At 73.0% G+C, this 22,563-nt stretch carries 18 protein-coding genes and 1 pseudogene; 11 read left to right on the plus strand and 8 right to left on the minus strand.

What is annotated here, in order from left to right:
- Positions 1-43: 43 nt before the first annotated feature.
- A complete protein-coding gene (gene der / locus GPA10_RS33670) occupies positions 44-1,540 on the plus strand; it encodes a ribosome biogenesis GTPase Der (protein ID WP_058852243.1) in 1,497 nt (498 codons plus the stop codon).
- A 71-nt stretch (positions 1,541-1,611) separates the two neighbouring features.
- On the opposite strand, the gene GPA10_RS33675 is transcribed toward der, so the two are convergent.
- The gene (locus tag GPA10_RS33675; RefSeq protein ID WP_058852244.1) at positions 1,612-1,959 is read right to left on the minus strand and encodes a hypothetical protein; all 348 of its coding nucleotides are present in this window, start codon (positions 1,957-1,959) and stop codon (positions 1,612-1,614) included.
- Positions 1,960-2,141: 182 nt separating this feature from the next.
- Complete coding sequence (locus GPA10_RS33680; RefSeq protein ID WP_058852245.1) at positions 2,142-2,942, minus strand: hypothetical protein; 801 nt, start codon at positions 2,940-2,942, stop codon at positions 2,142-2,144.
- Between the two features lie 509 nt (positions 2,943-3,451).
- Between GPA10_RS33680 and GPA10_RS33685 the strand changes: the two genes are divergently transcribed.
- Together GPA10_RS33685 and GPA10_RS33690 are read left to right on the plus strand one after the other, a co-directional pair.
- Positions 3,452-4,114, plus strand: a complete 663-nt coding sequence (locus GPA10_RS33685; RefSeq protein ID WP_157168774.1) for a LysM peptidoglycan-binding domain-containing protein — start codon at positions 3,452-3,454, stop codon at positions 4,112-4,114.
- 117 nt (positions 4,115-4,231) lie between these two features.
- Entirely contained in the window at positions 4,232-4,804 is a 573-nt protein-coding gene (locus tag GPA10_RS33690; RefSeq protein WP_157168775.1) for a LysM peptidoglycan-binding domain-containing protein, read from the plus strand.
- A gap of 74 nt (positions 4,805-4,878) precedes the next feature.
- Here GPA10_RS33690 and GPA10_RS33695 read toward each other — a convergent pair whose 3' ends face one another.
- Genes GPA10_RS33695 through GPA10_RS33705 form a run of 3 tightly spaced genes read right to left on the minus strand, consistent with a single transcriptional unit; the run spans position 4,879 to position 8,910 of the window.
- Positions 4,879-5,571: an ATP-binding cassette domain-containing protein gene (locus GPA10_RS33695; RefSeq protein ID WP_157168776.1), complete on the minus strand. Its 693-nt coding sequence runs from the start codon at positions 5,569-5,571 to the stop codon at positions 4,879-4,881.
- Entirely contained in the window at positions 5,568-8,345 is a 2,778-nt protein-coding gene (locus tag GPA10_RS33700; protein WP_343041618.1) for an ABC transporter permease subunit, read from the minus strand. The genes GPA10_RS33695 and GPA10_RS33700 overlap by 4 nt, the downstream gene beginning before the upstream one ends.
- 4 nt (positions 8,346-8,349) lie before the next feature.
- Positions 8,350-8,910, minus strand: coding sequence for a hypothetical protein (locus GPA10_RS33705; RefSeq protein WP_246260281.1), 561 nt, complete (start codon positions 8,908-8,910; stop codon positions 8,350-8,352).
- Positions 8,911-9,053: 143 nt separating this feature from the next.
- On the opposite strand from GPA10_RS33705, the gene GPA10_RS33710 reads away from it, so the two are divergent.
- From GPA10_RS33710 to GPA10_RS33730, 5 genes are all read left to right on the plus strand, one after another.
- On the plus strand, positions 9,054-9,608 hold the full coding sequence (locus tag GPA10_RS33710; protein WP_198351783.1) for an MTB12 C-terminal domain-containing protein: 555 nt from the start codon (positions 9,054-9,056) through the stop codon (positions 9,606-9,608).
- Position 9,609: 1 nt separating this feature from the next.
- The gene (locus GPA10_RS33715) at positions 9,610-10,914 is read left to right on the plus strand and encodes an ABC transporter substrate-binding protein (RefSeq protein ID WP_343041619.1); all 1,305 of its coding nucleotides are present in this window, start codon (positions 9,610-9,612) and stop codon (positions 10,912-10,914) included.
- Between the two features lie 163 nt (positions 10,915-11,077).
- Positions 11,078-12,343, plus strand: coding sequence for a glycosyltransferase family 4 protein (locus GPA10_RS33720; protein ID WP_157168777.1), 1,266 nt, complete (start codon positions 11,078-11,080; stop codon positions 12,341-12,343).
- On the plus strand, positions 12,340-13,203 hold the full coding sequence (locus tag GPA10_RS33725; protein WP_157168778.1) for a hypothetical protein: 864 nt from the start codon (positions 12,340-12,342) through the stop codon (positions 13,201-13,203). Before GPA10_RS33720 ends, GPA10_RS33725 begins: the two co-directional genes overlap by 4 nt.
- A 241-nt stretch (positions 13,204-13,444) precedes the next feature.
- Positions 13,445-14,503, plus strand: a complete 1,059-nt coding sequence (locus GPA10_RS33730; protein WP_079087048.1) for a helix-turn-helix transcriptional regulator — start codon at positions 13,445-13,447, stop codon at positions 14,501-14,503.
- Here GPA10_RS33730 and ctaD read toward each other — a convergent pair.
- Positions 14,394-16,076 (minus strand): annotated as a pseudogene (gene ctaD, locus GPA10_RS33735) (aa3-type cytochrome oxidase subunit I); the annotation flags it as partial. The gene GPA10_RS33730 and the pseudogene ctaD overlap by 110 nt on opposite strands.
- Before the next feature lie 503 nt (positions 16,077-16,579).
- Between ctaD and GPA10_RS33740 the strand changes: the two are divergent.
- Positions 16,580-16,795: an I78 family peptidase inhibitor gene (locus GPA10_RS33740; RefSeq protein WP_058852254.1), complete on the plus strand. Its 216-nt coding sequence runs from the start codon at positions 16,580-16,582 to the stop codon at positions 16,793-16,795.
- Positions 16,796-16,899: 104 nt separating this feature from the next.
- Here the strand turns inward: GPA10_RS33740 and GPA10_RS33745 are convergent, their stop codons facing one another.
- Positions 16,900-17,910 (minus strand): phosphatase PAP2 family protein, encoded by a 1,011-nt coding sequence (locus GPA10_RS33745; RefSeq protein WP_343041620.1) that lies wholly within the window; start codon positions 17,908-17,910, stop codon positions 16,900-16,902.
- Between the two features lie 274 nt (positions 17,911-18,184).
- Positions 18,185-19,336: a glycosyltransferase family 39 protein gene (locus GPA10_RS33750; protein ID WP_343041621.1), complete on the minus strand. Its 1,152-nt coding sequence runs from the start codon at positions 19,334-19,336 to the stop codon at positions 18,185-18,187.
- A 249-nt stretch (positions 19,337-19,585) separates the two neighbouring features.
- Here GPA10_RS33750 and GPA10_RS33755 point away from each other — a divergent pair, with 249 nt between their 5' ends.
- Together GPA10_RS33755 and GPA10_RS33760 are read left to right on the plus strand one after the other, a co-directional pair.
- Positions 19,586-21,193 (plus strand): MFS transporter, encoded by a 1,608-nt coding sequence (locus GPA10_RS33755; RefSeq protein WP_157168780.1) that lies wholly within the window; start codon positions 19,586-19,588, stop codon positions 21,191-21,193.
- Between the two features lie 160 nt (positions 21,194-21,353).
- Entirely contained in the window at positions 21,354-22,550 is a 1,197-nt protein-coding gene (locus tag GPA10_RS33760) for an acyl-CoA dehydrogenase family protein (protein ID WP_058852258.1), read from the plus strand.
- The last annotated feature ends 13 nt before the right edge of the window (positions 22,551-22,563 follow it).

Raw genomic sequence — 22,563 nt, forward strand, 5'->3', positions numbered from 1 at the left:
CGGCCGGGCCACCGATGACCACGATGAACGAGGTACGGACTTCATGAACGACCAGAACCCCTCCGGGCCGAGCTCGGACGAGCACGAGCACGGGGCGCTTGGCGACGCCGAGTATGCGGAGTTCATGGAGCTCGCCGCCGAAGAGGGCTTCGACATCGAGGACGTCGAGGGCGCCATCGAGGCGGCGGGCCACGGCCCGCTGCCGGTGCTCGCCGTCGTCGGCCGCCCCAATGTCGGCAAGTCGACCCTGGTGAACCGCATCATCGGCCGCCGCGAGGCCGTCGTCGAGGACAAGCCGGGCGTCACCCGCGACCGGGTGACGTACGAGGCCGAGTGGGCGGGCCGCCGCTTCAAGGTCGTCGACACCGGCGGCTGGGAGCAGGACGTCCTCGGCATCGACGCCTCCGTCGCCGCGCAGGCGGAGTACGCGATCGAGGCCGCCGACGCCGTCGTGTTCGTGGTGGACGCCACCGTCGGCGCGACGGACACCGACGAGGCCGTCGTGCGCCTGCTGCGCAAGGCGGGCAAGCCCGTCGTGCTGTGCGCCAACAAGGTCGACGGCCCCTCCGCGGAGGCGGACGCGGCGATGCTGTGGTCGCTCGGCCTCGGCGAGCCGCACCCGGTGTCCGCGCTGCACGGCCGCGGTACCGGCGACATGCTGGACGCCGTCCTCGAGGCGCTGCCGGAGGCGCCCGCGCAGACCTTCGGCACGGCCGTCGGCGGCCCGCGCCGCATCGCGCTCATCGGCCGCCCGAACGTCGGCAAGTCCTCCCTCCTCAACAAGGTGGCGAACGAGGAGCGCGTCGTCGTCAACGAACTCGCGGGCACCACCCGCGACCCCGTCGACGAGCTGATCGAGCTCGGCGGCATCACCTGGAAGTTCGTGGACACCGCGGGCATCCGCAAGCGCGTCCACCTCCAGCAGGGCGCCGACTACTACGCCTCGCTGCGCACCGCCGCGGCCGTCGAGAAGGCCGAGGTCGCGGTCATCCTGATCGACGCCAGCGAGTCGATCAGCGTGCAGGACCAGCGCATCGTCACCATGGCCGTGGAGGCGGGCCGCGCGGTCGTCCTCGCGTACAACAAGTGGGACACCCTCGACGAGGAGCGCCGCTACTACCTGGAGCGGGAGATCGAGACCGAGCTGGCCCAGGTGGCGTGGGCCCCCCGGGTGAACGTCTCGGCGCGCACCGGCCGTCACATGGAGAAGCTGGTCCCGGCGATCGAGACGGCCATCGAGGGCTGGGAGACCCGGGTGCCGACGGGCCGTCTGAACGCCTTCCTCGGCGAGCTGGTCGCCGCCCATCCGCATCCGGTCCGCGGCGGCAAGCAGCCCCGCATCCTGTTCGGTACGCAGGCGGGCACGAAGCCGCCGCGGTTCGTGCTGTTCGCGTCCGGCTTCATCGAGCACGGCTACCGCCGCTTCGTGGAGCGCAGGCTCCGTGAGGAGTTCGGATTCGAGGGCACGCCGATCCACATCTCGGTGCGGGTGCGCGAGAAGCGCGGCCAGAAGAACCAGAAGAACCAGAAGAAGAAGTAGCACACGCCGATGCCCGGCCTTCCGTACGGCGGAAGGCCGGGCATCGGCGTGCCACGGGAAGTGCCCCGCGGTCAGAGTCCGCGGCGCGGCCCCGGCGGGAGGGCGGCCGGGAAGAGCTGGCCGTAGCCGGTGTGGTGGTCGGCCGGGGCCGGATGGCCGTAGCGGGCGACGTGGAACGGCTGGTGCCGCGGGTCGAGCCGGGCGTCGTAGCGCCCGTCGTGCCGGGGGAGGTGCCGGGCGTCGTGACGGCCCGCGCCGTGCTGCGCGTACGGCCCGGGGCCGAAGGCGGTGAACCGCAGGTCCTCCTCGCCGGTCCTGTCACCGGGCAGGGCGCGGAACGCCCGCAGGTACTCCGCGTACAACGCGTCGTAGATCGGTGTGGCCGACGGTGTTGCCACGGCGTCCTGCGCGGTGCGCATGGACGGGATGGGGCTCTGGTACGGCCGGTGGGCTGAGGGGTCGTATGCGTGCACGTCTGGGCCAACGACACCGACGCCCGACGGATGCGGGGCGAACGCCCTCTTTCGCCTGGTAGGAGGCAGCGGGAGCGGAGCCGTCCGGGCGCCGGACGCGACTGGGGCGCCCGGCGCGCGGACCGCGCTCACGTGCCGGCCAGCGGCATGGCGCAGGCGACCAGTTGGCCGCGCGCCGCCGACCGGTCCAGGGCGTCGCGCAGCAGGTCCTCGCGGGGCTGGCGGCCGATGGCTCCGGCGGGCGCCGCGAACAGGAGCACCGACTGGAGCTTGTTGGCGGCGGACCGCCAGCCTTCGGTGACCTGGAGCGGCTGGTGCGCCTGCCACCAGGCGACCTGGGGGCCGCCGCCGGTGCCCGGCTGGAGGATGGCGTGCAGCTGGCCCATGGCGAGCAGCACCGACCAGCCGTGCACGGTCGGCGGCACGCCGTTCAGGTTCGGCACCGGCGTGAAGCCCTGCTCGATCAGGAGCGGCAGGAAGTCGTCGCCGCCGCCCGGCGCGGCGCCGGGGCGGGCGATCGGGCCGGTCGGCTCCACGACCAGGGCCGGCTGGAGCTCGTTCTCGATCAGGACGAGCCCGCTGGTGACGCCGAGCACGGCCTGCTCGGGGGCGAGGTCGGGGACGGTCCGGGCCGCGCCGCCCGCCTCACCGGTGTCGCCGGTGATCGAACGGACGGCGCCCTGGAGCTGCTCCTCGGCGACCTCGACGATCTGGGACGGCAGGCAGGTGGCGTGGGCGAAGGCGAGCACGGCGGTCTCGTCGCCGACGAACAGGACCGTGCTGGTGCGTTCGTGCTCCGAGTCGCCCGGGGTGCGACAGGAGGTGCAGTCGTAGGCGCCCGGGGCGTTCTCTCCGGCGAGCAGGCGGTCGGCTTCTTCATCGCCGATCTCGGCGCGTACCTCGTCGCTGAGGTCGAGCATGCGCGGCACGGTGGCTCCTCGGAATCGATGCGTGGGGTGTCCGGGTGGTGCCCGGCTCATAACGGAGACAACGGGCGATCAGTGGTGCAAGTCACGCACAGGGGGGAACGGAATTGAACTATCCGAAGCGGAGCGTGAGTTACCGGCACCGGTCCGTCACTCCGCGCCAACAGTGGCTGCGTACAAGGAAGTTGACGCGGTGAAGTGAGTCACAGATCGATTCCGCGGCGGGATGGTAAATGCTGATATCGGAGAACTAAGTGGGTGTCCTGAATTCGCCGATACCGCCGGTAACGGTCAACTGGCCTGGCCGGACAGGGCGCTGGTTGATGGCGGTGCGAGTGTGCTTCTAGATTCCACGGCCGTGTGCAGCGAGCACCGCTCGGGTACGCCCGCCGAACGCGCCGGCCGATCCTCGCCGGCAGCACGGGCGGGCGGGGCTCGGCGGGCACCCGGCGCCGGACGCGCGCGGGGCCCGTGGAGCCCGGGGGAGCCCGGGTCCTTGGAGAGGGAAATCCATGTCCGTTCGTCCCCAGCGCATTCGCAGAACGGCAGTGCTCGGCGGAGCCGCGGTCCTCGCGCCCCTCGCACTGCTCGCCGTGAGCGGCCAGGCCGCCGCGGACAGCGGAGTGTGGGACCGGATCGCCCGTTGCGAGAGCGGCGGGAACTGGCAGACCAACACAGGCAACGGCTACCACGGAGGGCTCCAGTTCTCCGCCGGGACCTGGCGGGCGTACGGCGGCACGGCCTACGCGCCGACCGCCGACAAGGCGTCCAAGTCACAGCAGATCGCCGTCGCGGCGAAGGTGCAGCGCGCCCAGGGCTGGGGCGCGTGGCCGTCCTGCTCGGCGCGGGCCGGGGCCCGGGGTGACGCGCCGGGCGCGGCCGCCGCTCCCGCGGCACCGCGGCAGGCGGCCCCGGAGCAGGCCGCACCCGCGCCCGCCGCGCCGAAGGCGGCCCCGGAGCAGCCCGCTCCGCAGTACCGCGCCCCGGCCCGCAGCCAGCGCGGCACGGCCCGCGCGGACGCCGGTGCGGGCAACTACACCGTCCGGTCCGGTGACACGCTCAGCCGCATCGCGGCCGCGCACGGCACCAGCTGGCAGCGGATCTTCGCGGCCAACCAAGGGGTCATCGGCGGCGACCCGGACGTGATCGTGCCGGGACAGCGGCTCACGGTCTGACGTCCGCCGCGGCCCCGCCCCGGCCGTGTCGGCCGACCGGGTGGGGCCGCGGCACCGCGGCGGCGCGGTGGACCCGGGACGCCTCGGAGGTGTGCTTAGCGTGACCCGATGCACCCGATGTCGAACACACGTCTTCGGTCCGTCACTCTGCTCGCCGCCGCGGCCCTCGCACTCCTCGCGCCACCGGCCGGGGCGTCCCCGAGGCTTCCCGGGTACGAGGCGTCCCCGACCCGGTACGGGGACGAGTGCTCGCGCGCCGAGGGGCCGTGGGCCTGCCTCGCCGAGTGCGAGAGCAGCGGCCGCTGGGACAGCAACACCGGGAACAACTTCTACGGCGGCCTGCAGTTCCATCCGGCGACCTGGGTGGAGCACGGCGGGCTCGCGTACGCGCCGCGCGCGGACCTCGCCACCCGCGAGCAGCAGATCAAGATCGCCCAGAAGGTGCTCGTCACCCAGGGCTGGAAGGCCTGGCCCGTGTGCTCCAAGAAGGTCCTGGCCGCCGGTCTCGACGGGGACGCGCTCACGCCCGTGCGGATCACCCATGTGGTCGAGCGCGGGGAGACGCTCAGCTCCATCGCGCGCAAGCACCGGGTCGAGGGCGGCTGGCAGGCCCTCTACCAGGCCAACCGCACCACCGTCGGGCCGCGCCCCGACCGCATCGGCATCGGCTTGGTGCTCGTCGTCCCGTGACGCTCGTAGCGCCGTGGCGCTGGTCGTCCCGTGGCGCTGGTCGTGCCGTGGCGCTGGTCGTGCCGTGGCGCTGGTCATCCCGTGACGGGCGGCGTCACGGCGGGACCTTCCTCCGGCAGTTCCCCGGGCTCGCCCGCGAACACCACCTCGCCGCGGCGCAGCGCGTACACCACGGTCGCCGCCGGGCCGCCCGGCGCGCGCAGGCCGGGCGGCAGCCGTTGCTCGGCGACGACCACACACGCGTCGAGCCCCCGCAGGAGGCCGTACGTACGGGCGGCGACCGGCGGGGACATGCCCTGCGTCGGCTCGTCCACGAGCACCACGCCCGCCCGCGCGAGCAGCGCACGGGAGAGCGCCAGCATGCGCTGCTCACCGCCCGACAGGGTGCCCGCCCCGCGCCCGAGGAGCGGGCCCAGTTCGGGGTAGGCGTCCAGGGCCGGGGCGAAGGCGCCGTCGGGCCGGGCGAGCGCGAGGTTCTCGCGCACGGTGAGCGACCCGAACACGGCCTGCCGGTCCGGTACGAAGCACAGGCCGCGGCGGGCGCGTTCGTGCGCGGACACCCGGGTGACGTCCGTGCCGTCCCACACGACGGCGCCCGCGGACAGCGGCACGGTCCCGGCCAGGGCGCGCAGGACGGTGGTGCGCCCGGAGCCGTTGCGGCCGAGGAGGACCGTCAGGCCGGGCGCGGGCGCGGCGAGCCGCACCCCGTGCAGCGCCTCCAGCGGGCCGTAGCGCACCCGGGCCGCCCGCAGTTCCAGGGTGCTCATGGCGTTCCGCCGCCCTCGTGCGCGCCGTCGAGGACCCGGTCCGCGGGGCCCTCGGCGACGACCCGGCCCGCCGCGAGCACGTACACCGTGTCGGCGAGACCCGCGACCAGGTCCAGGTCGTGCTCCACCACGAGCAGGGCCGTGCCGTCCGCGGCGAGGGCGCGCAGGATCCGGGCGAGCGCGGCAACTTCGGCCGTGTCCAGGCCCGCCGCGGGCTCGTCGAGGAGGAGGACGTGCGGGTCGCCCGCCAGGGCCCGGCCCAGTTCGACCCGGCGCAGGGTGCCGGTGGGCAGGTCCGCCGCCGGGCGGTCGCGCACGGCGTCGAGGTCGAGGAGGCGCAGCGCCCGGTCCGCCGCCCCGGGGTCGCGCACCCGCCCCTGCTCGGCGCCCACCCGGACGTTCTCCGCGACGGTGAGCGTCGGAAACACCGCGAGCTGCTGGAACGTACGCGCCACTCCCGCCCGGGTGCGCGCGTGCGCCGGGAGCCGCGTGATGTCCCGTCCCCCGAACCCCACCCGCCCGCCGCCCGGCCGCGCGGTCCCGGCCAGACAGTGGAACAGACTGCTCTTCCCGGCCCCGTTGGGCCCGACGACGGCGGTGACCCGCCCCGGGGGCACGACGAGCGACACGTCCCGCAGGACGACGAACTTCCCGTAGGACAGGTGCAGCCGGTGCGCGGCGAGCGGTGATTCGGGTCGGGAGCGGGAGCGGGAGCGGGAACGGGTACGCGGGCGGTCGGCAGACGGCACCGTGCTGTCACCGCTGTCACCGCTGTCACCGCTGTCACCGCTGTCACCGCTGTCACCGCTGTCACCGCTGTGACCCTTGTGGGCAATCGTGCCGCAAGGCGGCACGGGTGGGCACGGCCCCCGACCCCGGGCGCCTCCTGACGTCACGTCAGTCGAAGCGGGACACCGGGAAGCCGACGCGCCGTAGAGGACCCCCCGCGCCCGCACCCCCAGAGGCGTCAACGCAGGACGCCTCCGCACCTCCCGCGTAGCGGCCCGCAAAGCCTCGTAGGGCCCCCCGGGAAAGCGGCCGACGAGAACCGCGAGCACCCCGATCACCGCCGCGGCCACGCCCCCGCGCGTGCCCGCGTCGAGCCCGACGAGCAACGCGGCGGCGAGCAGCGCCCCCAGCAGGCTGTCGGCCCCGAGCACGACGACCGCCGCGAACCACAGCAACCCCCGCACGGGGTCGTACGCACCCGGGTCGAACGCCCCGACCCCCATGCCGAGCATGCCGCCGCCGAGCGCGGCGAGCCCCGCCCCGACGACGAACGCGGTGAGCTTCAGGGCGGGCACGGGCACCCCGGCTGCCGCGGCGCCCGCCTCGTGGTCCCGCATCGCGGCGAGCGCCCGCCCGGTGCGCCCCCGCCGCAGCGCCCCGACGAGCAGCAGCGCCCCGGCGAGCAGGGCCAGTTCGAGGAGGTAGTACGCGCGGTCGCCGCCGAAGCCCGCGGGCCGCCCGAGGGTGAGGCCGGAGGCGGCGTACGGCTGGGCGAACACGAAGCGGCTGACGCCGACGCCGACGGCGAAGGTGGCGAGGGCGAGCGCGAGGCCGTGGCGGCTGATCGCGGGCCGGCCGGTGAGCAGGCCGAGCGGGGCGACGAGCAGGATGGCGACCGCGAGGGCGTGCGGCGCGGCCAGGTCGGGCAGACCGGGGAAGCGCCCGTTCACCAGGAGCGCGGTGAACAGCGCGCCGAGCCCCGCGTACGCGGCCTGGCCGAGGGAGATCTGCCCGCCGCGCCCGGTGACCACCACCAGGGAGAGCAGGATGACGCCGAGCGCGGGCACCTGGACGGACGTGGTGAGGTCGGAGCCCGCGAAGCCGAGGGGGAGGAGGAACAGGACGAGGGCCACGATCCAGGCGCCGGCCGGTGTGCGCACCCGGGCCGTGGCTGTGCGCGGCAGCGCGTCCCCCGTGCCGATGCCCGGCAGCACGAGCGCGGCGACGAGCAGCGCCACCACGAACAGGTTCGCGCCGACGGCCTGGAGCAGCGGCTCGCCCCAGCCGGAGGGGTGCAGCCGGGTCAGCTGGCTCTGCGCCACGCCGATGCCGAGCGCCACGACCACGGCCACCGTCAGACGGCGCATCCGGGCGGCCGCGGCGACGGCCACGACCTCCATCACGAGCAGCGGGAGACCGTACGGATCGAGGCGTACGTAGGGGGCGAGCAGCACGCCGGTGAGGCCCGCGGTGAACGAGCCGAACGCCCACCCGGCGGCCGCGACACGGTCGGCGTCGATCCCGGTGAGGACGGCGAGACGCCGGTCGTCGACCACCGCGCGCAGTTCGCCGCCGAAGCGGGTGAACCGGGTGACCGCCCACACCGCGAGGGCGAGCGCCACCGCCGTCGCCAGCTGCGCCCAGGGGTCCGCCTCGACCAGCGTCGGCACGTCGGCCCGCGCGCCCTGCCCCCAGAGCAGCGCGGCCCCGCCGACGAGGAGCACGAACACGCCGATCGACGCGACCAGGGTCTGGGCCGGGTCGCCGCCGAGGACGGCGAGCGGCCGGAAGACGGCCCGTTCCAGGACGAGGCCGATCGCGGGCGCCACGACGAACAGGGTGACCGCGGCGGCGAGCCAGAGCGGCCAGCCCCAGTCGACGGCGAACTGGCGCAGCAGACAGACGCACACCATCGCGACGGCGCCGTGCGCGAAGTTGAGCACGCCCGTCGCGCGGTAGGTGACGATCAGGCCGGTCCCGGTCAGGGCGGCGGCGCTGCCGACGGCGAGCCCGGCCAGCGTCAGGTCGTAGCTCAGGGAGGCCACCGGGTCAGTCCTTCGGCCCCGTCGGATCCACGGCGTCCGGGGGAGCGCAGATCGGGCAGGGGGCCGCGGCACCGGTGCGCAGGACGTCCGCGTCGGGCGGCACCGCGTCCGCCTTGCCGGACACCAGGGGGCAGTCCGCGCGGTGCACGAGCCCGCCGCCGGGCACGGTCAGGAGGGCGTCATCGGTGGCGAGCGGGGTCGCGGCCCGCTCGGCGGTCGCGGGGTCCTGGCCGTCGACGGCCACGAGCAGCCCGTACAGCTCCTCGACGCGCGCCGCGGCGAGCGCCCCGCGGCCGTGTGCGAGGAGCACGGCGCCCGCGACGATCAGCGCGGCGCCCGGCACGGTGCACGAGGCGAGATAGGGCAGCTGCCGTTCGGCGAAGCGCTCGCCGGAGATGCCGTACCAGCCGATCACGCAGAGCACGGCCCCGGTGGCGAGGGCCGCGTACGCCGCCCACAGCAGCGGATGCACCGCCCGCAGCCGGGCCGCACGGAAGGCCGCGGGAGTCCGGGAGGCCGCGGGAGCCGCGGGAGGAGAGGTCTGATCCGTCCGTGCCGCCCGCATCGAGGCCCCCTGGGAGACGACGTGAGTCCGCCCCGGCCGACCGGGTCTGTTCATGCCGGCCAAGTGCTTGCACTATGCCTTCTGGAAGCTGACCCTGAAAACACCGGGCGCCCCGCGTCCGGACCGACACCCGGTGGTGCCAGATGGTTCTCTGGACAAGCCCCAGGCGGGGGGGCGTTCTTCGGCGGGCGGGGGTGCGGAGCGGGGTGCGGGCGGCCGCCGTCGCCCTGCTGCTCGTATCGGCGGCCGTGGCCTGCGGTGACGACAGCGGAGGCGACGAGGCGAAGCCGCCGGAACCGGCCGTGGAGACGTCGTCGAAGCCGCCCGCGGACGCGCCCGCCGACCCGGCCGCGGCGGAGAAGCAGGTGCGGAGCAACTTCGAGAAGTTCTTCGACCCGGCCACGCCGATGCGGGACAAGGAAGCGGTCCTGGAGAACGGCGCGGAGATGCGCGCGGTCCTGGCGGGCTTCAGCGGGGACGAGCGCGGCAAGCAGGTCCGCGCGAAGGTCGGCAAAGTCGAGTTCACCTCGGTGACCGAGGCCGACGTGACGTACGCGCTGACGCTCAAGGGCGCGACCGCGCTGCCCACCGCCGGAGGGACGGCCGTCCACCAGGACGACACCTGGAAGGTGTCCGTCAAGACACTGTGCGCGCTGGTGAAGATGAGCGGCGACGCCTCTCCGGGACCCGGCTGCTGAGGTGCCGCTCCACCGGAACGGGCCCCGCACGGTCGTCGCGGTCGCCGCGCTGCTCGCGGGCACGGCCTGCGGCAGCAGACTGCCGGAGAGCGACTTCGAGGCGCGGGCGCCCACGTCCCGCGGTGCCCCGGGCACCCCGCAGGGGCCGCCGCTGCGGGTCGGCGTCATCGCCAGCGCCACCAGCCCTGTCGGCGGCTCCGCCTTCACCGGGCCGCGCGACGGCGCCAAGGCCTACTTCGCGCGCCTCAACGACCGCGGCGGCGTCGGGGGCCGCCCCGTCGAGGTGCACACCTGCGACGACGGCGGCAGCGGCGTCGGCAACAACGAGTGCGTGCACAAGCTGCTCGACGAGAAGAAGGTCGTCGCGCTCGTCGCCACCGCCGTCCTCGACTACGCGGGCGCCGCGCGCGTGTCCGACGCGGGCGTCCCCGACATCGGCGGCCAGCCCGTCGGCCCGGCCTACGACACCTACCCGCACCTGTACGGCATCTACGGCAGCCTGGCCCCGCGCGCCGGCGAGCCCGGCTGGGACGGGAAGCTGTACGGCGGCACCGAGGTCTACCGCTACTTCAAGCGCGAGCACGGCGCCCGTACCGCCGCCGTCGTCTCCTACAACCAGGCCGCGTCGGCCGCGTACGCCCGCCTGGTGGAGCGCGGCCTCAGGGCCGAGGGCTACGACGTCGTCACCGAGCAGGTGGACTTCGCGCTGCCCAACTTCCGCGCGGTCGCCGCCGACCTGAAGGACCGGGACGCCGACCTCGTCCTCGACGCCCTGGACACCCACGGCAACGCGCGGCTCTGCGAGGCCATGGACGACGTCGGCGCCGACGTCACCGCGAAGGTCACCAACGTCCAGAACTGGTCGTCCGCGGTGGCCGACGACTACAAGGACGCACCCCGCTGCCGCAATGCCTTGTGGGCGACCGGATCGAGCCGTAATCACGAGGACACCGACCACCCCGCGGTACGCGCCTTCCGCGACGCCACGAAGGACGCGAAGGCCCACTCCCAGTGGCAGCTGGAGGGCTGGGCGGCGGCGATGTGGTTCACGGACGCGGCGAGGTCCTGCGCGCAGTCCGGGGGCGAGGTCACGCGGACGTGCGTCGACCGGTACCTGGCGCGGGGCGCCCCCTACGACGCCGACGGGCTGCTGCTCCCTGTCACCTACGAGCGGCGGGCGAAGCCGCCGCCGACCAGGAGGACCTGTCTGTCCGTGGCCCGCTGGAAGGACAGTGAGGGCTGGGTCACACAGGGCGACATGGGTCGTACCTGCTTCGACGTACCGCAGCTCTCCTACCAGCCCTGATGGGTGTACCAGTCACGGAGTTCCCGGTTCCGGCTATCGATCACGCATCCGTTGCAGAACAAGACGGAAAGGCGACCCAACCATTGGCCCAAGATTTCCGTCTAACCCCTCGGTAGGCGGACGAGACGGACTGTCCGCAGGGAAGCGCGGAATACGGGGACGTATGCATATCTCTTTCCTGATTCACAACGCGTACGGGATCGGAGGGACGATCCGGACGACGTACAACCTGGCGAACACACTCGCCGAGCACCATGACGTCGACATCGTGTCGGTGCTGCGGCACCGGGACGAGCCGGTCTTCACGCCCGACGCGCGGATCAGGCTGAGCCATCTCGTCGACATCAGGAAGGACAGCCCCGGATACGAGGGCGACACCGAGGCCTATCGGACCCCGGCCAAGGTGTTCCCGAGCGCGGAGGGCCGCTACGGCCAGTACAGCGCCCTGACCGACGAGCGCATCGCGGCGCACCTGACCTCCCTGCGGTCCGATGTCGTCATCGGCACCCGGCCCGGCCTCAACGTGCACATCGCCCGCCAGGCCCGGCGCGGTGTGCTCCGCGTCGGCCAGGAGCACCTCACGCTCGACAGCCACTCCAAGGCCCTGCGGCTGCAACTGCGCAGCGTCTACCCGCGCCTCGACGTCCTGACCACGACGACCGAGGCCGACGCGGCGGCCTATCGCAAGAAGATGCGGCTGCCCGGCGTGCACGTCCAGGCGGTGCCCAACCCGGTGCCCGCGCCCGGCATCGAGCCCGCCGACGGCTCCCACAAGTGGGTGGTCGCGGCCGGGCGGCTCGCCCCCGTCAAGCGGTACGACCTGCTGATACGGGCCTTCGACAAGGTGCGCCGCGAGCGTCCCGACTGGCGCCTTCGCATCTACGGCGGTGGCAAGCAGAAGGACAAGCTGCGCAAGCTGATCGACGACCTCGGCCTGTACAACCACGTGTTCCTGATGGGCCCCGCGCACCCCATCGAGCCGGAGTGGGCCAAGGGCTCCATCGCGGCCGTCACCTCCAGCCTCGAATCGTTCGGCATGACCATCGTGGAGGCCATGCGCTGCGGCCTTCCCGTGGTGGCCACCGACTGTCCGCACGGACCCGGCGAGATCATCGACAACGGTGTCGACGGGCGGCTCGTCGAGGTCGGCAACGCCGACGCCATCGCGGGCGGCCTCCTCGAACTCATCAACGACGACGCGCTGCGGCAGCGCATGGCGGGTGCCGCGCTCCAGGACTCCGAGCGCTTCGACCCGGCCCGCATCGCCGAACGCTACGAGGACATGTTCGACAGCAGGCTCGCGCGGGGCGGCTCCCTCGGCGGCCGGGTGCGCGGCTCGATGCACCGCGCGCGGGGAGCACTGCTCGGCGGCGCGTACGCCGTGCGGGACGCCGGAAGATCCGTACCGACGAAGGGGCGCTTGGCATGACGGCCGTGTTCACACGGGGCACGCTGGACGGCTCGCAGGAGGCCGCGGACGCCGGGGCGCAGCCGCTGCCGCCGCGCGCCGACTGCATCGCGGACTCCGCGGGCGGGCTCACCTTCGACGTCACCGACCCCGGCGAGGGCGGCGCCGCGCATCTGCTGCTCCGGCTGCGTGAGTCCGACCCGCCCGTCGAGGTACGGCTGCCGCTCACCCCGGCCGGTGACGGCAGGCTGCGGGCCGCCCTTCCCAGCAGCGTCGAGCTGCCCGAGGGCCGCTGGAACGCGTACGCCGAGGTGGCGGGAGGGGAGCCGCGCCGTCTGATGCCCGGCGTGAACGACCTGCGCTCGCTTGTCGACCGCGCGCCCAGCGGCAGTCGCGGCCATGTCGCCGTCCGCATCCCCTACGCCACCAAGCAGGGCAACCTGTCGGTGCGGGCCTGGCTGCGCGCCCCGCACGCGGAGGTCGGCGAGCTGGCCATCGAGGCGGCGGGGCTCACCGGGCACGGGCGGGTGTACGGCACCGCGCTGACCGGTGCCGCGTATGTGGAGGCCGGTCTGCGCGGGGAGGCGGGGCGGGTGGTGCGCGCCCCCGTGACCGCGGGGACCGCGGGCTCCTCGGAGTTCCGCTTCGACCTCGGGTACGGGGTGCTCGCCGAGGGTGCGGGGCTCTGGAACCTGTGGCTGCGGCCCGCCGGGGAGGAGGGGCCCCGCATTCGGCTCGCCCGGCTTCTCGACGACGTCGCCGACAAGAAGCCGATCTTCACTTATCCGGTGAAGCGGGTGCCCGCGCGGGGTGGTGGTACCGCCGAGGTCGGGCCCTACTACACCGTCGACAACGACCTGTCGGTCCGGGTGACCGCCTAGCCGCCGACGGCCTGCGACGTCGCGCCTCTCCTGGGGCTGCGCCCCTTTCCCCCATCGGCCCTCCGGGCCTCGTCCTCAAACGCCGGACGGGCTGAAACCGGCCCGCCCGGCCGCAGGGCGCGGGCTGGAGGCTGCGCGCGTAGGGGATGTGCCTGTGCTGGGGCTGAGACCGCCCGTAAGGGCGGGTGGGTGGGAGACTCGCGGAACAAAGCTGACCGCAAGTGAGGGAAGAATCGCCGACATGTTGGAGACCTCCGCACGGCTGCTTCGGCTGCTTTCCCTGCTCCAGGCACACCGGGAGTGGTCGGGTCCCGCTCTCGCCGAGCGGCTCGGCGTCACCCCGCGCACCGTGCGGCGTGACGTCGAACGGCTCCGTGAACTCGGGTACCCGGTCAACGCGAGCCCGGGTACGGGCGGCGGCTACCAGCTGGGGGCGGGGGCCCAGCTGCCCCCGCTGCTCCTGGACGACGACGAGGCGGTCGCCGTCGCGGTGGGGCTGCGCACCGCCGCGGGGCAGGGTGTGGAGGGCATCGGGGAGAGCTCCGTACGGGCCCTGAGCAAGCTCGAACAGGTGCTGCCCGGCCGGCTGCGCCACCGTGTCGGCGCGCTCAACGCCTTCACCGTGCCGATGCTGCACACCGCGCGCGGTGGCACCACCGTCGACCCGTCCGTGCTCACCGAACTGGCCGCCGTCTGCCGGGACTCGGAGCGGCTGCGCTTCGACTACCGGGACCACGGCGGCAGCGAGAGCCGCCGCGTCGTGGAGCCGCACCGCCTGGTGTGCACCGAACGCCGCTGGTACCTCGTCGCCTGGGACCTGGACCGCGCCGACTGGCGTACGTTCCGCGTGGACCGCGTCACGCCCAGGCCCCCGCACGGCCCGCGCGTCGTCCCCCGCACCCCGCCCGCCGATGACCTGGCCGCGTTCGTCTCCCGCGGGGTGTCCACGCGCGCCTGGGCCCAGCAGGCCACCGTGCGCCTGCATGTCCCGCTGGCCGAGGCGGCGCAGCGGGTGACGCCCTCGGACGGCACCCTGGAGGCCGAGACCGAGGACACCTGCCTGCTGCGCACGGGCGCGGGCAGCGCCGAGTTCATGGTCTTCCACCTGATGTTCCTGGGCTTCGACTTCGAGGTGCTCGACCCGGTGGAGCTCAGCGAGCAGATGCGCTCGGTCAGGGACCGCCTGAGCCGGGCCCTGGACCGGGGTGATCGGTCTGGTCGTCCGGAGCCCGCAGCGCCGCGTACTCGGGATGGTGCAGGTCGAACGCCGGGGACTCCGAGCGGATACGGGGCAGCGTGAGGAAGTTGTGCCGCGGTGGCGGGCACGAGGTCGCCCACTCCAGGGAGCGGCCGAACCCCCAGGGGTCGTCTACCTCGACCTTCTCGCCGTACTTGGCCGTCTTCCAGAGGTTGTAGAGGAACGGCAGCGTCGACAGGCCGAGCAGGAAGGCGCCGATGGACGACACCGTGTTGAGGACCGTGAAGCCGTCCGCCGCCAGATAGTCCGCGTACCGCCGGGGCATGCCCTCCGCGCCCAGCCAGTGCTGGACGAGGAACGTGGTGTGGAAGCCCACGAACAGCGTCCAGAAGTGGATCTTTCCGAGGCGTTCGTCGAGCAGCTTGCCGGTGAGTTTGGGCCACCAGAAGTAGAACCCGCCGAAGGTGGCGAACACGACGGTGCCGAAGACGACGTAGTGGAAGTGCGCGACGACGAAGTAGGAGTCGGTGACGTGGAAGTCCAGCGGCGGTGAGGCGAGGATGACGCCCGTCAGGCCGCCGAACAGGAACGACACCAGGAAGCCGATGGACCACAGCATCGGCGTCTCGAACGACAGGGACCCCTTGAGCATCGTCCCGGTCCAGTTGAAGAACTTCACCCCCGTCGGCACCGCGATCAGGAACGACATGAAGGAGAAGAACGGAAGGAGCACCGCGCCCGTCGCGAACATGTGGTGCGCCCACACGACGACCGACAGACCGGTGATGGCCATCGTCGCGCCGACCAGCGGGATGTAGCCGAACACCGGCTTCCTGCTGAACACCGGGATGATCTCCGTGACGATGCCGAAGAACGGCAGCGCGATGATGTAGACCTCCGGATGCCCGAAGAACCAGAAGAGGTGCTGCCACAGCAGCGCACCTCCGAACTGGGCGTCGAAGACCACCGAGTGGAACCGCCGGTCGGCCTCCAGGACGAGCAGCGCCGCCGCGAGCACCGGGAACGCGAGCAGCACCAGGATCGAAGTGAAAAGGACGTTCCAGGTGAAGATGGGCATCCGGAACATCGTCATCCCGGGTGCGCGCATGCCGATGATCGTGGTCAGGAAGTTCACCGAGCCGAGGATCGTGCCGAACCCGGAGAGCGCGAGGCCCATGATCCACAGGTCGGCGCCGATGCCGGGGGAGCGCTCCAGGCTGTTCAGGGGCGCGTACGCGAACCAGCCGAAGGCCGCGGGCCCGCTCGGCACGAGCAGGGAGCCGAGTACCATCAGGCCGCCGAAGAGGAACAGCCAGTAGGAGAGCATGTTCAGGCGCGGGAAGGCCACGTCGGGCGAGCCGATCTGCAGCGGCATGATCTCGTTGGCGAAGCCCGCGAACGTCGGGGTCGCGAAGAGCAGCAGCATGATCGTGCCGTGCATGGTGAACATCTGGTTGAACTCTTCGTTGGACATGAGCTGCAGCCCCGGCCGGGCCAGCTCGGCCCGCATCATCAGGGCCATCAGACCGGCGATCAGGAAGAACACGAACGACGTGATCAGGTAGAGGTGGCCGATCTTCTTGTGGTCGGTGGTGGTCAGCCAGTCGACGAGGACGCGGCCCCCCGTCCGCCGCCGTACCGGCCGCGTCGCCGCCTGCTCCGTCTGCGTCGCCATTGCGTGCCCCTTCGCCGTCTGCGTCCTGGGCTTGCCCGAAGCACCCGCCATGATGCTCGCGGTGGGCCCGGGTCCGACAGGGGGCGTGCGGCGCGTGGCGCGGACCGCGGCGGGCAGGGGGTGTGCGCGAGGACGGGACCGGCGGCGCGCACCCCGGCGGAATCATGAATTCCCTATGCTCTGTCACATCCCCCGGGGCGCCGGGCAATCGGAAATGCGCGGGACCCGCAAAGAGTGTGCGGGGGCATTCGGGGGGCGGTCGAGCGTCCCGTCCGGCGTACTCCGCCGTGGATTTCCGGTTCTGCTTCGCGAGGGTTCCGAACGTCCCGAGTTCCTTCTGAATTACCCCCTTACCGGACTTGAACCGCTCGTACGTGTGACCAGACCGGGGTGAAACGCACAACATGATCCTGTGACAGAAGCGTGACCGGAGGGGCCCTGGTGACGCATGGTGCACGGCTTCGGGCTTCCCCGGAACGTACCCGCCGCCTAACGTGGCGGGTATGGCACCCCTACCGACACCCCCCGCGGAACCGCAGGACGATCCGGACTCCTACGTCGGCCTCGCCGCCGACGCCGCCGAGCGCCGGGCCCGCGAACGCGGCTGGTCCCCCGTCAGGTCGTTGCCGCCGGGTACGTTCATCACGATGGAGTTCCTCGCGGGACGGCTGAACTTCGAGGTCGCGGACGGCATCGTGAAGCGCTGCTGGAAGGGCTGAGCGCGGTACCGCGACAGCCGAAGGCCCCGGACACCTCGACGGTTCCGGGGCCTTCGTCGTGCGGAGCCGGCTGTGCGTACCGTTCCCGCGGTCTGGAGGGGGGCTCAGCCGCCGGCGAGCGGCCGGGCCGAGGTGCCGCGCACCCTCTCCGGGTGCGGCGGGCGGCGGGTGCCCTGCGGGGTGACCGGTGTCCGCTCGCAGCGGGCCGTGTGCGGGCCCGGGGCGAGGTAGGCGGGGGTGCGCGAGCGGGCGGCGGCGACCGGCTCGCGTGCGGGCGGCTGCTCGTCGCGGGGCCCGGCCGCGGAGCGCTGCGGCAGCAGGGTGGCGGGGGCGGTGGACACCGGGACGGGCGCGCCGCCGCGGCGGCGCCAGGCGTCGCGGGCGCCGAGGATCCAGGTCTCGACGACGGTGATGAGCGGCTCCACCCAGGGCAGCGCGAGCAGGACGAGCAGGCCCGCGGCCCAGCCGAGGAGGACGTCGCTCAGCCAGTGCGTACCGAGGTAGACGGTGGTGAGGCCGACGCTCAGGGAGACGACGGCGGAGAGCGCCGACAGATAGCGGCGGGTGCGCGGGGTGGAGGCCAGATAGGCCAGGATTCCCCAGGTCACGACGGCGTTGGCGGTGTGGCCCGAAGGGAATATATCGCCGCCCTGGCCCATCTCGTTCGAGCCGATGACGGTGGCGTAGTGCGGGCCGAGGCGGCCCATGCCGATCTTGGCGGCGCCCACCGTGGCGTTGAGCAGGAGCAGGGCCGCGCCGAACATGAGCAGCGGCCGCAGCGTGTGCTGCCGCCAGGAGCGCCAGCCCAGCCAGGCCGCGACCATCACTGCGGTCGGGCCGCGCTGGCCGAGGACCACCCAGTAGTCCAGGAAGCCGTGGATCTCGGGCCACTGCTGGTAGGGGCGGAAGAACATGACCTGCCAGTCGAACCGCACGAGCCAGGACGTGGTCACGACGGCGACGACGATGGCCGCGTAGAAGGCCAGCGTCGCGCTGAGGAGCACGACCCGGTGCGGGCTCATCCTCGGCTCGTCGAGGTGGGCCGGCCGTTCCGGCTCACGGTCTAGACGGGCGAACAGCCGGTCCAGACGGGTCAGACTTCGTTCGGTACGCACCCAATCGACGTTACAGCGAGTGAGTGCCGCACCCGGCCGAATCAGTGGCTTTGTGATGACGATGTGATGTGGCATTGATCTCAGGCCGTGGTTTATTCCGGTCCGAATGCCTTTTCAATGATGTCGGCTTTACCCAATGGGTTGATCATTACGCAGGCGATTTCGGGCGGATTTCGAATTCGTTCACCGGGGGCTGGTGCGGAATTCTCCGGGAGCTCACCGGACGCTCACCGGGTGCGCGCTGAAATGATCTTGATTGGTGATCTTGACGGGATCACGGCGGTCCCGAGCCGTGCAGCCAGAAGGCCCCGTACACCGCCCCGGCCACCGCGAGCCCGCCCAGGATCCACGCCGACCGGCGCGTACGCAGCCGCGCGAGGGTGACCGCGAGCGGCAGGAGCAGCGGGAACGCGGGCATCAGCAGGCGCGGCTTGGAGCCGAAGTAGCCCGAGGCGCACAGGGCGAGCGCCACCACGACGCCGGTGTGGACGAGGAGGGCGGCGGGCTGCCGCTGCCGCACGCAGGTCACATACAGCCAGATCAGCCCCGCCACACCGGCGATCAGGCCGATCCCCGCGAGCGCACCCGGCACGGACGTGAACTTCTCGCCGATGAAACGGGCGAACGCGTAGCCGCCGTCGAAGCCGTTGCCCCACTGCTCCTGCACGTCCAGATAGCCGAACAGGCCGCCGCCCGTGCGGTGCCCCACCCACAGGACGTAGCCCGCGGCGCCGAGCGGGGCCAGCAGCGCGCCGAGGGCGGCGCGCGCGGCGAGCCCGCCCCTGCGGCGCGCGTCGAGCAGCACCGTCACCCACAGCGCGGCGACCACCGCCGCGCCCACGGGCCGGGTCAGCCCGGCCAGCGAGGCGAGCACGCCCGCCGTGACCCAGCGCCCGGTCAGGACCGCGTACAGCGACCAGGCCGCGAGCGCCGTGAACAGCGACTCGCTGTAGGCCATCGACTGCACGATCCCGACCGGGAGCACGGCCCACAGGGCGACCGCGCAGACACCGGCCCGGCTGCCGTACAGACGGTCCCCGACCGCGAAGATCCCGCCCGCCGCGCAGAGCGAGGCCACCGCGCTCACCACCAGGCCCGCGTCCGCGTACGACAGCGGGCTCACCGCCGACAGCGCCCGCTCAAGACAGGGGAGCAGCGGGAAGAACGCCAGGTTCGAGTGCACGCTGCCGTCCGGGAGCGTCACCTCCCAGCCGTAGCCGTGGTCGGCGACGCGGGTGTACCAGAGCGAGTCCCAGCGGGCGGAGAGCAGGGTGTGCGGACTCTTGCCCGCCGCGGCGCCCCACACGGCGAGCACCACGAGCCCCAGCGCGCGCACCCCGGCGTACACAGAGAGCGCGGGCGCCGTGCGGCGCAGCGCGTCGGCGAGTCCGTGCCCCGTGGCGGGGCGCTGATCAAGATCGGTCACGGGCTCGATTATCGGTCGCCGACCGGACTGCTCGCGTCCACCGAAAGATCACCGACACGAGCGAACGTGGTGCATGCCACACCCCCGCAGCGCAACCATGAGAGGTCCGCCACGCGACGCGGCCACGGACTCGCGTACGCTGACGGCCACTCGCCGTTCACCGCCGCCACAGCCGGACGACGGATCCCGCAGGGTCCCGCCGGCCCCCCACCTGGCCGCACTCGCGAGGAATCACTGGGAGGAACGCACATGTCCGGGACGACCACGGCCGCCGCTCCATCCGGCCGTCGGACCCCCGGCGCGGGTGCGAACCGCTGGGTGGTGCTCGTCGTCCTCTGCGTCAGCCTGCTGCTCGTCGCCGTCGACGCCACCGTCCTGCACGTCGCCGTGCCCGCCGTCACCGAGGACCTGAAGCCCGGCGGGATCGAGCTGCTGTGGATAGTGGACATCTATCCGCTGGTCTGCGCCTCGCTCCTGATCCTGTTCGGCACCCTCGGCGACCGCGTCGGCCGCAGACGCGTGCTCCTCCTCGGCTACGGCCTGTTCGGCGTGGCCTCGGCCGTCGCCGCCCTCGCGGACACCGCGCAGGTCCTGATCGCGGCCCGCGCGCTGCTCGGCGTCGGCGGCGCGATGATCATGCCCGCGACCCTGTCGATCCTGCGCCAGGTCTTCCCCGACCGGCGCGAGCGCGCCCTCGCGATCGGCATCTGGAGCGCGGTCGCCGCCGTGGGCGCCGCCTGCGGCCCGCTCCTCGGCGGATTCCTCCTCGAACACTTCTGGTGGGGCTCGGTCTTCCTCATCAACATCCCGCTGATGCTGGTCAGCCTGCCGGTCGGACGCTGGCTCCTGCCCGAGTCCACCGGCGGCCCGGACGGGCCGTGGGACGTGGCGGGGGCGCTGATGGCCGCCGGTGGCCTGTTCGGCCTGGTGCTCGGCGTGAAGCGGCTCGGCGGCGGGGAGTCGCCGTTCGGCGCCACCACGGTCCTCTCGCTCGTCGTCGGCGTCGGCCTGCTCGTCTCCTTCGTCCGCCGCCAGCGCCGCCGCCGTCATCCGCTCGTCGACCTGACGATGTTCACGCGGCCCGCGTTCAGCACGTCCGTGGGGTGCATCGTGCTCGCGATGCTCGCGCTCGTCGGCCTCGAACTCATCGCCGCGCAGTACCTCCAGCTCGTGCTCGGCCTGTCCCCGCTGGAGACGGGGCTGCGGCTGCTGCCCCTCACCGTCGCCGCCATGGCCGCGGGCCTCGCCGGGTCGCGGATGTTGCAGCGCTTCGGGCCGCGCACCATGGTCGCCACCGGCTTCGGCCTCACCGCGCTCGCCGTCGCCGCGCTCACCGGCATGGGCACCGACGACAACGCGCCGCTGCTCCTCACCGGCTTCGTGCTGCTCGGCTTCGGCCTGGAGACCACGCTCTTCGGGGCGTACGAGTCCATGCTCAGCGAGGCGCCGCAGGCGCAGGCGGGCGGGGCCGCCGCGATCGGGGAGACGTCCTACCAGCTCGGAGCCGGGATCGGCATCGCCCTGCTCGGCAGTGTCATGAACGCCGCCTATGCACCCGGGCTCTCGTCCGTGCGGGGGGTGTCCGCTGCGGACAGCGCCGCCGCGAGTCACTCGCTGGGCGAGGCCTATGACGTCGCCTCGCGGCTCGGCGGCGGGCAGGGCGAGGCACTCCGTGCCGCCGCGCGGGACGCCTTCGTGCACGGTCTGCATGTGACCCTGCTGGTCAGCGCCGGGTTGTTGCTCGTGGGCGCGCTGGCCGCGCTGCGGTTGCCGCGGGTCATGGACTGCGGTGCCCCTGCGGCGTGCGAGCCGCCCACCCCCTCGCGGAAGCGCCCCAGTCCCGCCCCTCTCCCGTAACCATGGGGCTCCGCCCCCTGGACACCCGGTCCTCGTTCGCCGGACGGCCTGTTCATCAGGGACGGTCACGCTGGACGGCGACCCGCACGCGGCATAGCGTCAGGCCCGTTCCCGTGGCTAGCAGCGCTAGGTAAGTCCTTACGTCCCGCCGGAGGCCGATATGTCGACCGCAAGCCGTCAAGCCCCGCCCCCCTTCGATCCCGAGGACCCCCTGGGCCTCGACGACACGCTGGAGCCGGAGGACCTCGCGGTCCGGGACACGGTCAGGGAGTGGGCCGCGGACCGCGTCCTGCCGTACGTCGCGGAGTGGTACGAGAGCGGCGAACTGCCGGGCGTGCGCGACCTCGCCCGGGAGCTCGGGTCGATCGGCGCCCTCGGCATGTCGCTGACGGGCTACGGCTGCGCGGGCGCGAGCGCCGTGCAGTACGGCCTGGCGTGCCTGGAGCTGGAGGCGGCCGACTCCGGGATCAGGTCCCTGGTCTCGGTGCAGGGCTCGCTCGCCATGTACGCCATCCACCGCTTCGGCTCCGAGGAGCAGAAGCAGCGGTGGCTGCCGGGCATGGCCGCGGGCGAGATCATCGGGTGCTTCGGCCTCACCGAGCCCGACATCGGCTCCGACCCGGCCTCGATGCGCACGTACGCCAAGAAGGACGGCACCGACTGGGTCCTCACCGGACGCAAGATGTGGATCACGAACGGGTCGGTCGCCGGGGTGGCCGTCGTGTGGGCACGGACCGACGAGGGGATCCGGGGCTTCGCCGTGCCCACGGACACCCCGGGCTTCTCCGCGCCGGAGATCAAGCACAAGTGGTCGCTGCGGGCCAGCGTCACCAGCGAGCTGGTGCTGGACGAGGTGCGGCTGCCCGCCGACGCCGTGCTGCCCGGCGTCACCGGCCTCAAGGGGCCGCTCAGCTGTCTCTCCCACGCGCGCTACGGCATCGTGTGGGGCGCGATGGGCGCCGCCCGTTCCTGCTTCGAGGCGGCCGTGGACTACTCCAGGACCCGCGAGCAGTTCGGCAGGCCCATCGGCGGCTTCCAGCTCACCCAGGCCAAGCTCGCCGACATGGCCGTCGAACTGCACAAGGGCATCCTGCTCGCCCACCATCTGGGGCGCCGCATGGACGCGGGCCGGCTGCGGCCCGAGCAGGTCAGCTTCGGCAAGCTGAACAACGTACGGGAGGCCATCGAGATCTGCCGCACCGCGCGCACGATCCTCGGCGCCAACGGCATCTCGCTCGAGTACCCCGTGATGCGGCACGCGACGAACCTCGAGTCGGTGCTCACCTACGAGGGCACCGTCGAGATGCATCAGCTGGTCCTCGGCAAGGCGCTCACCGGACTCGACGCCTTCCGCTGAGCGCGCGGCGCGC

The sequence above is a fragment of the Streptomyces typhae genome (assembly GCF_009755605.1).
In the GTDB taxonomy this organism is placed as follows: Bacteria; Actinomycetota; Actinomycetes; order Streptomycetales; family Streptomycetaceae; genus Streptomyces; species Streptomyces typhae.

Coding starts and splice junctions, on each gene's coding strand:
- der (WP_058852243.1), top strand. CDS start 44: ATGAACGACCAGAACCCCTCCGGGCCGAGCTCGGACGAGCACGAGCAC.
- GPA10_RS33675 (WP_058852244.1), bottom strand. CDS start 1,959: ATGCGCACCGCGCAGGACGCCGTGGCAACACCGTCGGCCACACCGATC.
- GPA10_RS33685 (WP_157168774.1), top strand. CDS start 3,452: ATGTCCGTTCGTCCCCAGCGCATTCGCAGAACGGCAGTGCTCGGCGGA.
- GPA10_RS33690 (WP_157168775.1), top strand. CDS start 4,232: ATGTCGAACACACGTCTTCGGTCCGTCACTCTGCTCGCCGCCGCGGCC.
- GPA10_RS33695 (WP_157168776.1), bottom strand. CDS start 5,571: ATGAGCACCCTGGAACTGCGGGCGGCCCGGGTGCGCTACGGCCCGCTG.
- GPA10_RS33705 (WP_246260281.1), bottom strand. CDS start 8,910: ATGCGGGCGGCACGGACGGATCAGACCTCTCCTCCCGCGGCTCCCGCG.
- GPA10_RS33710 (WP_198351783.1), top strand. CDS start 9,054: ATGGTTCTCTGGACAAGCCCCAGGCGGGGGGGCGTTCTTCGGCGGGCG.
- GPA10_RS33720 (WP_157168777.1), top strand. CDS start 11,078: ATGCATATCTCTTTCCTGATTCACAACGCGTACGGGATCGGAGGGACG.
- GPA10_RS33725 (WP_157168778.1), top strand. CDS start 12,340: ATGACGGCCGTGTTCACACGGGGCACGCTGGACGGCTCGCAGGAGGCC.
- GPA10_RS33730 (WP_079087048.1), top strand. CDS start 13,445: ATGTTGGAGACCTCCGCACGGCTGCTTCGGCTGCTTTCCCTGCTCCAG.
- GPA10_RS33740 (WP_058852254.1), top strand. CDS start 16,580: ATGGCACCCCTACCGACACCCCCCGCGGAACCGCAGGACGATCCGGAC.
- GPA10_RS33755 (WP_157168780.1), top strand. CDS start 19,586: ATGTCCGGGACGACCACGGCCGCCGCTCCATCCGGCCGTCGGACCCCC.
- GPA10_RS33760 (WP_058852258.1), top strand. CDS start 21,354: ATGTCGACCGCAAGCCGTCAAGCCCCGCCCCCCTTCGATCCCGAGGAC.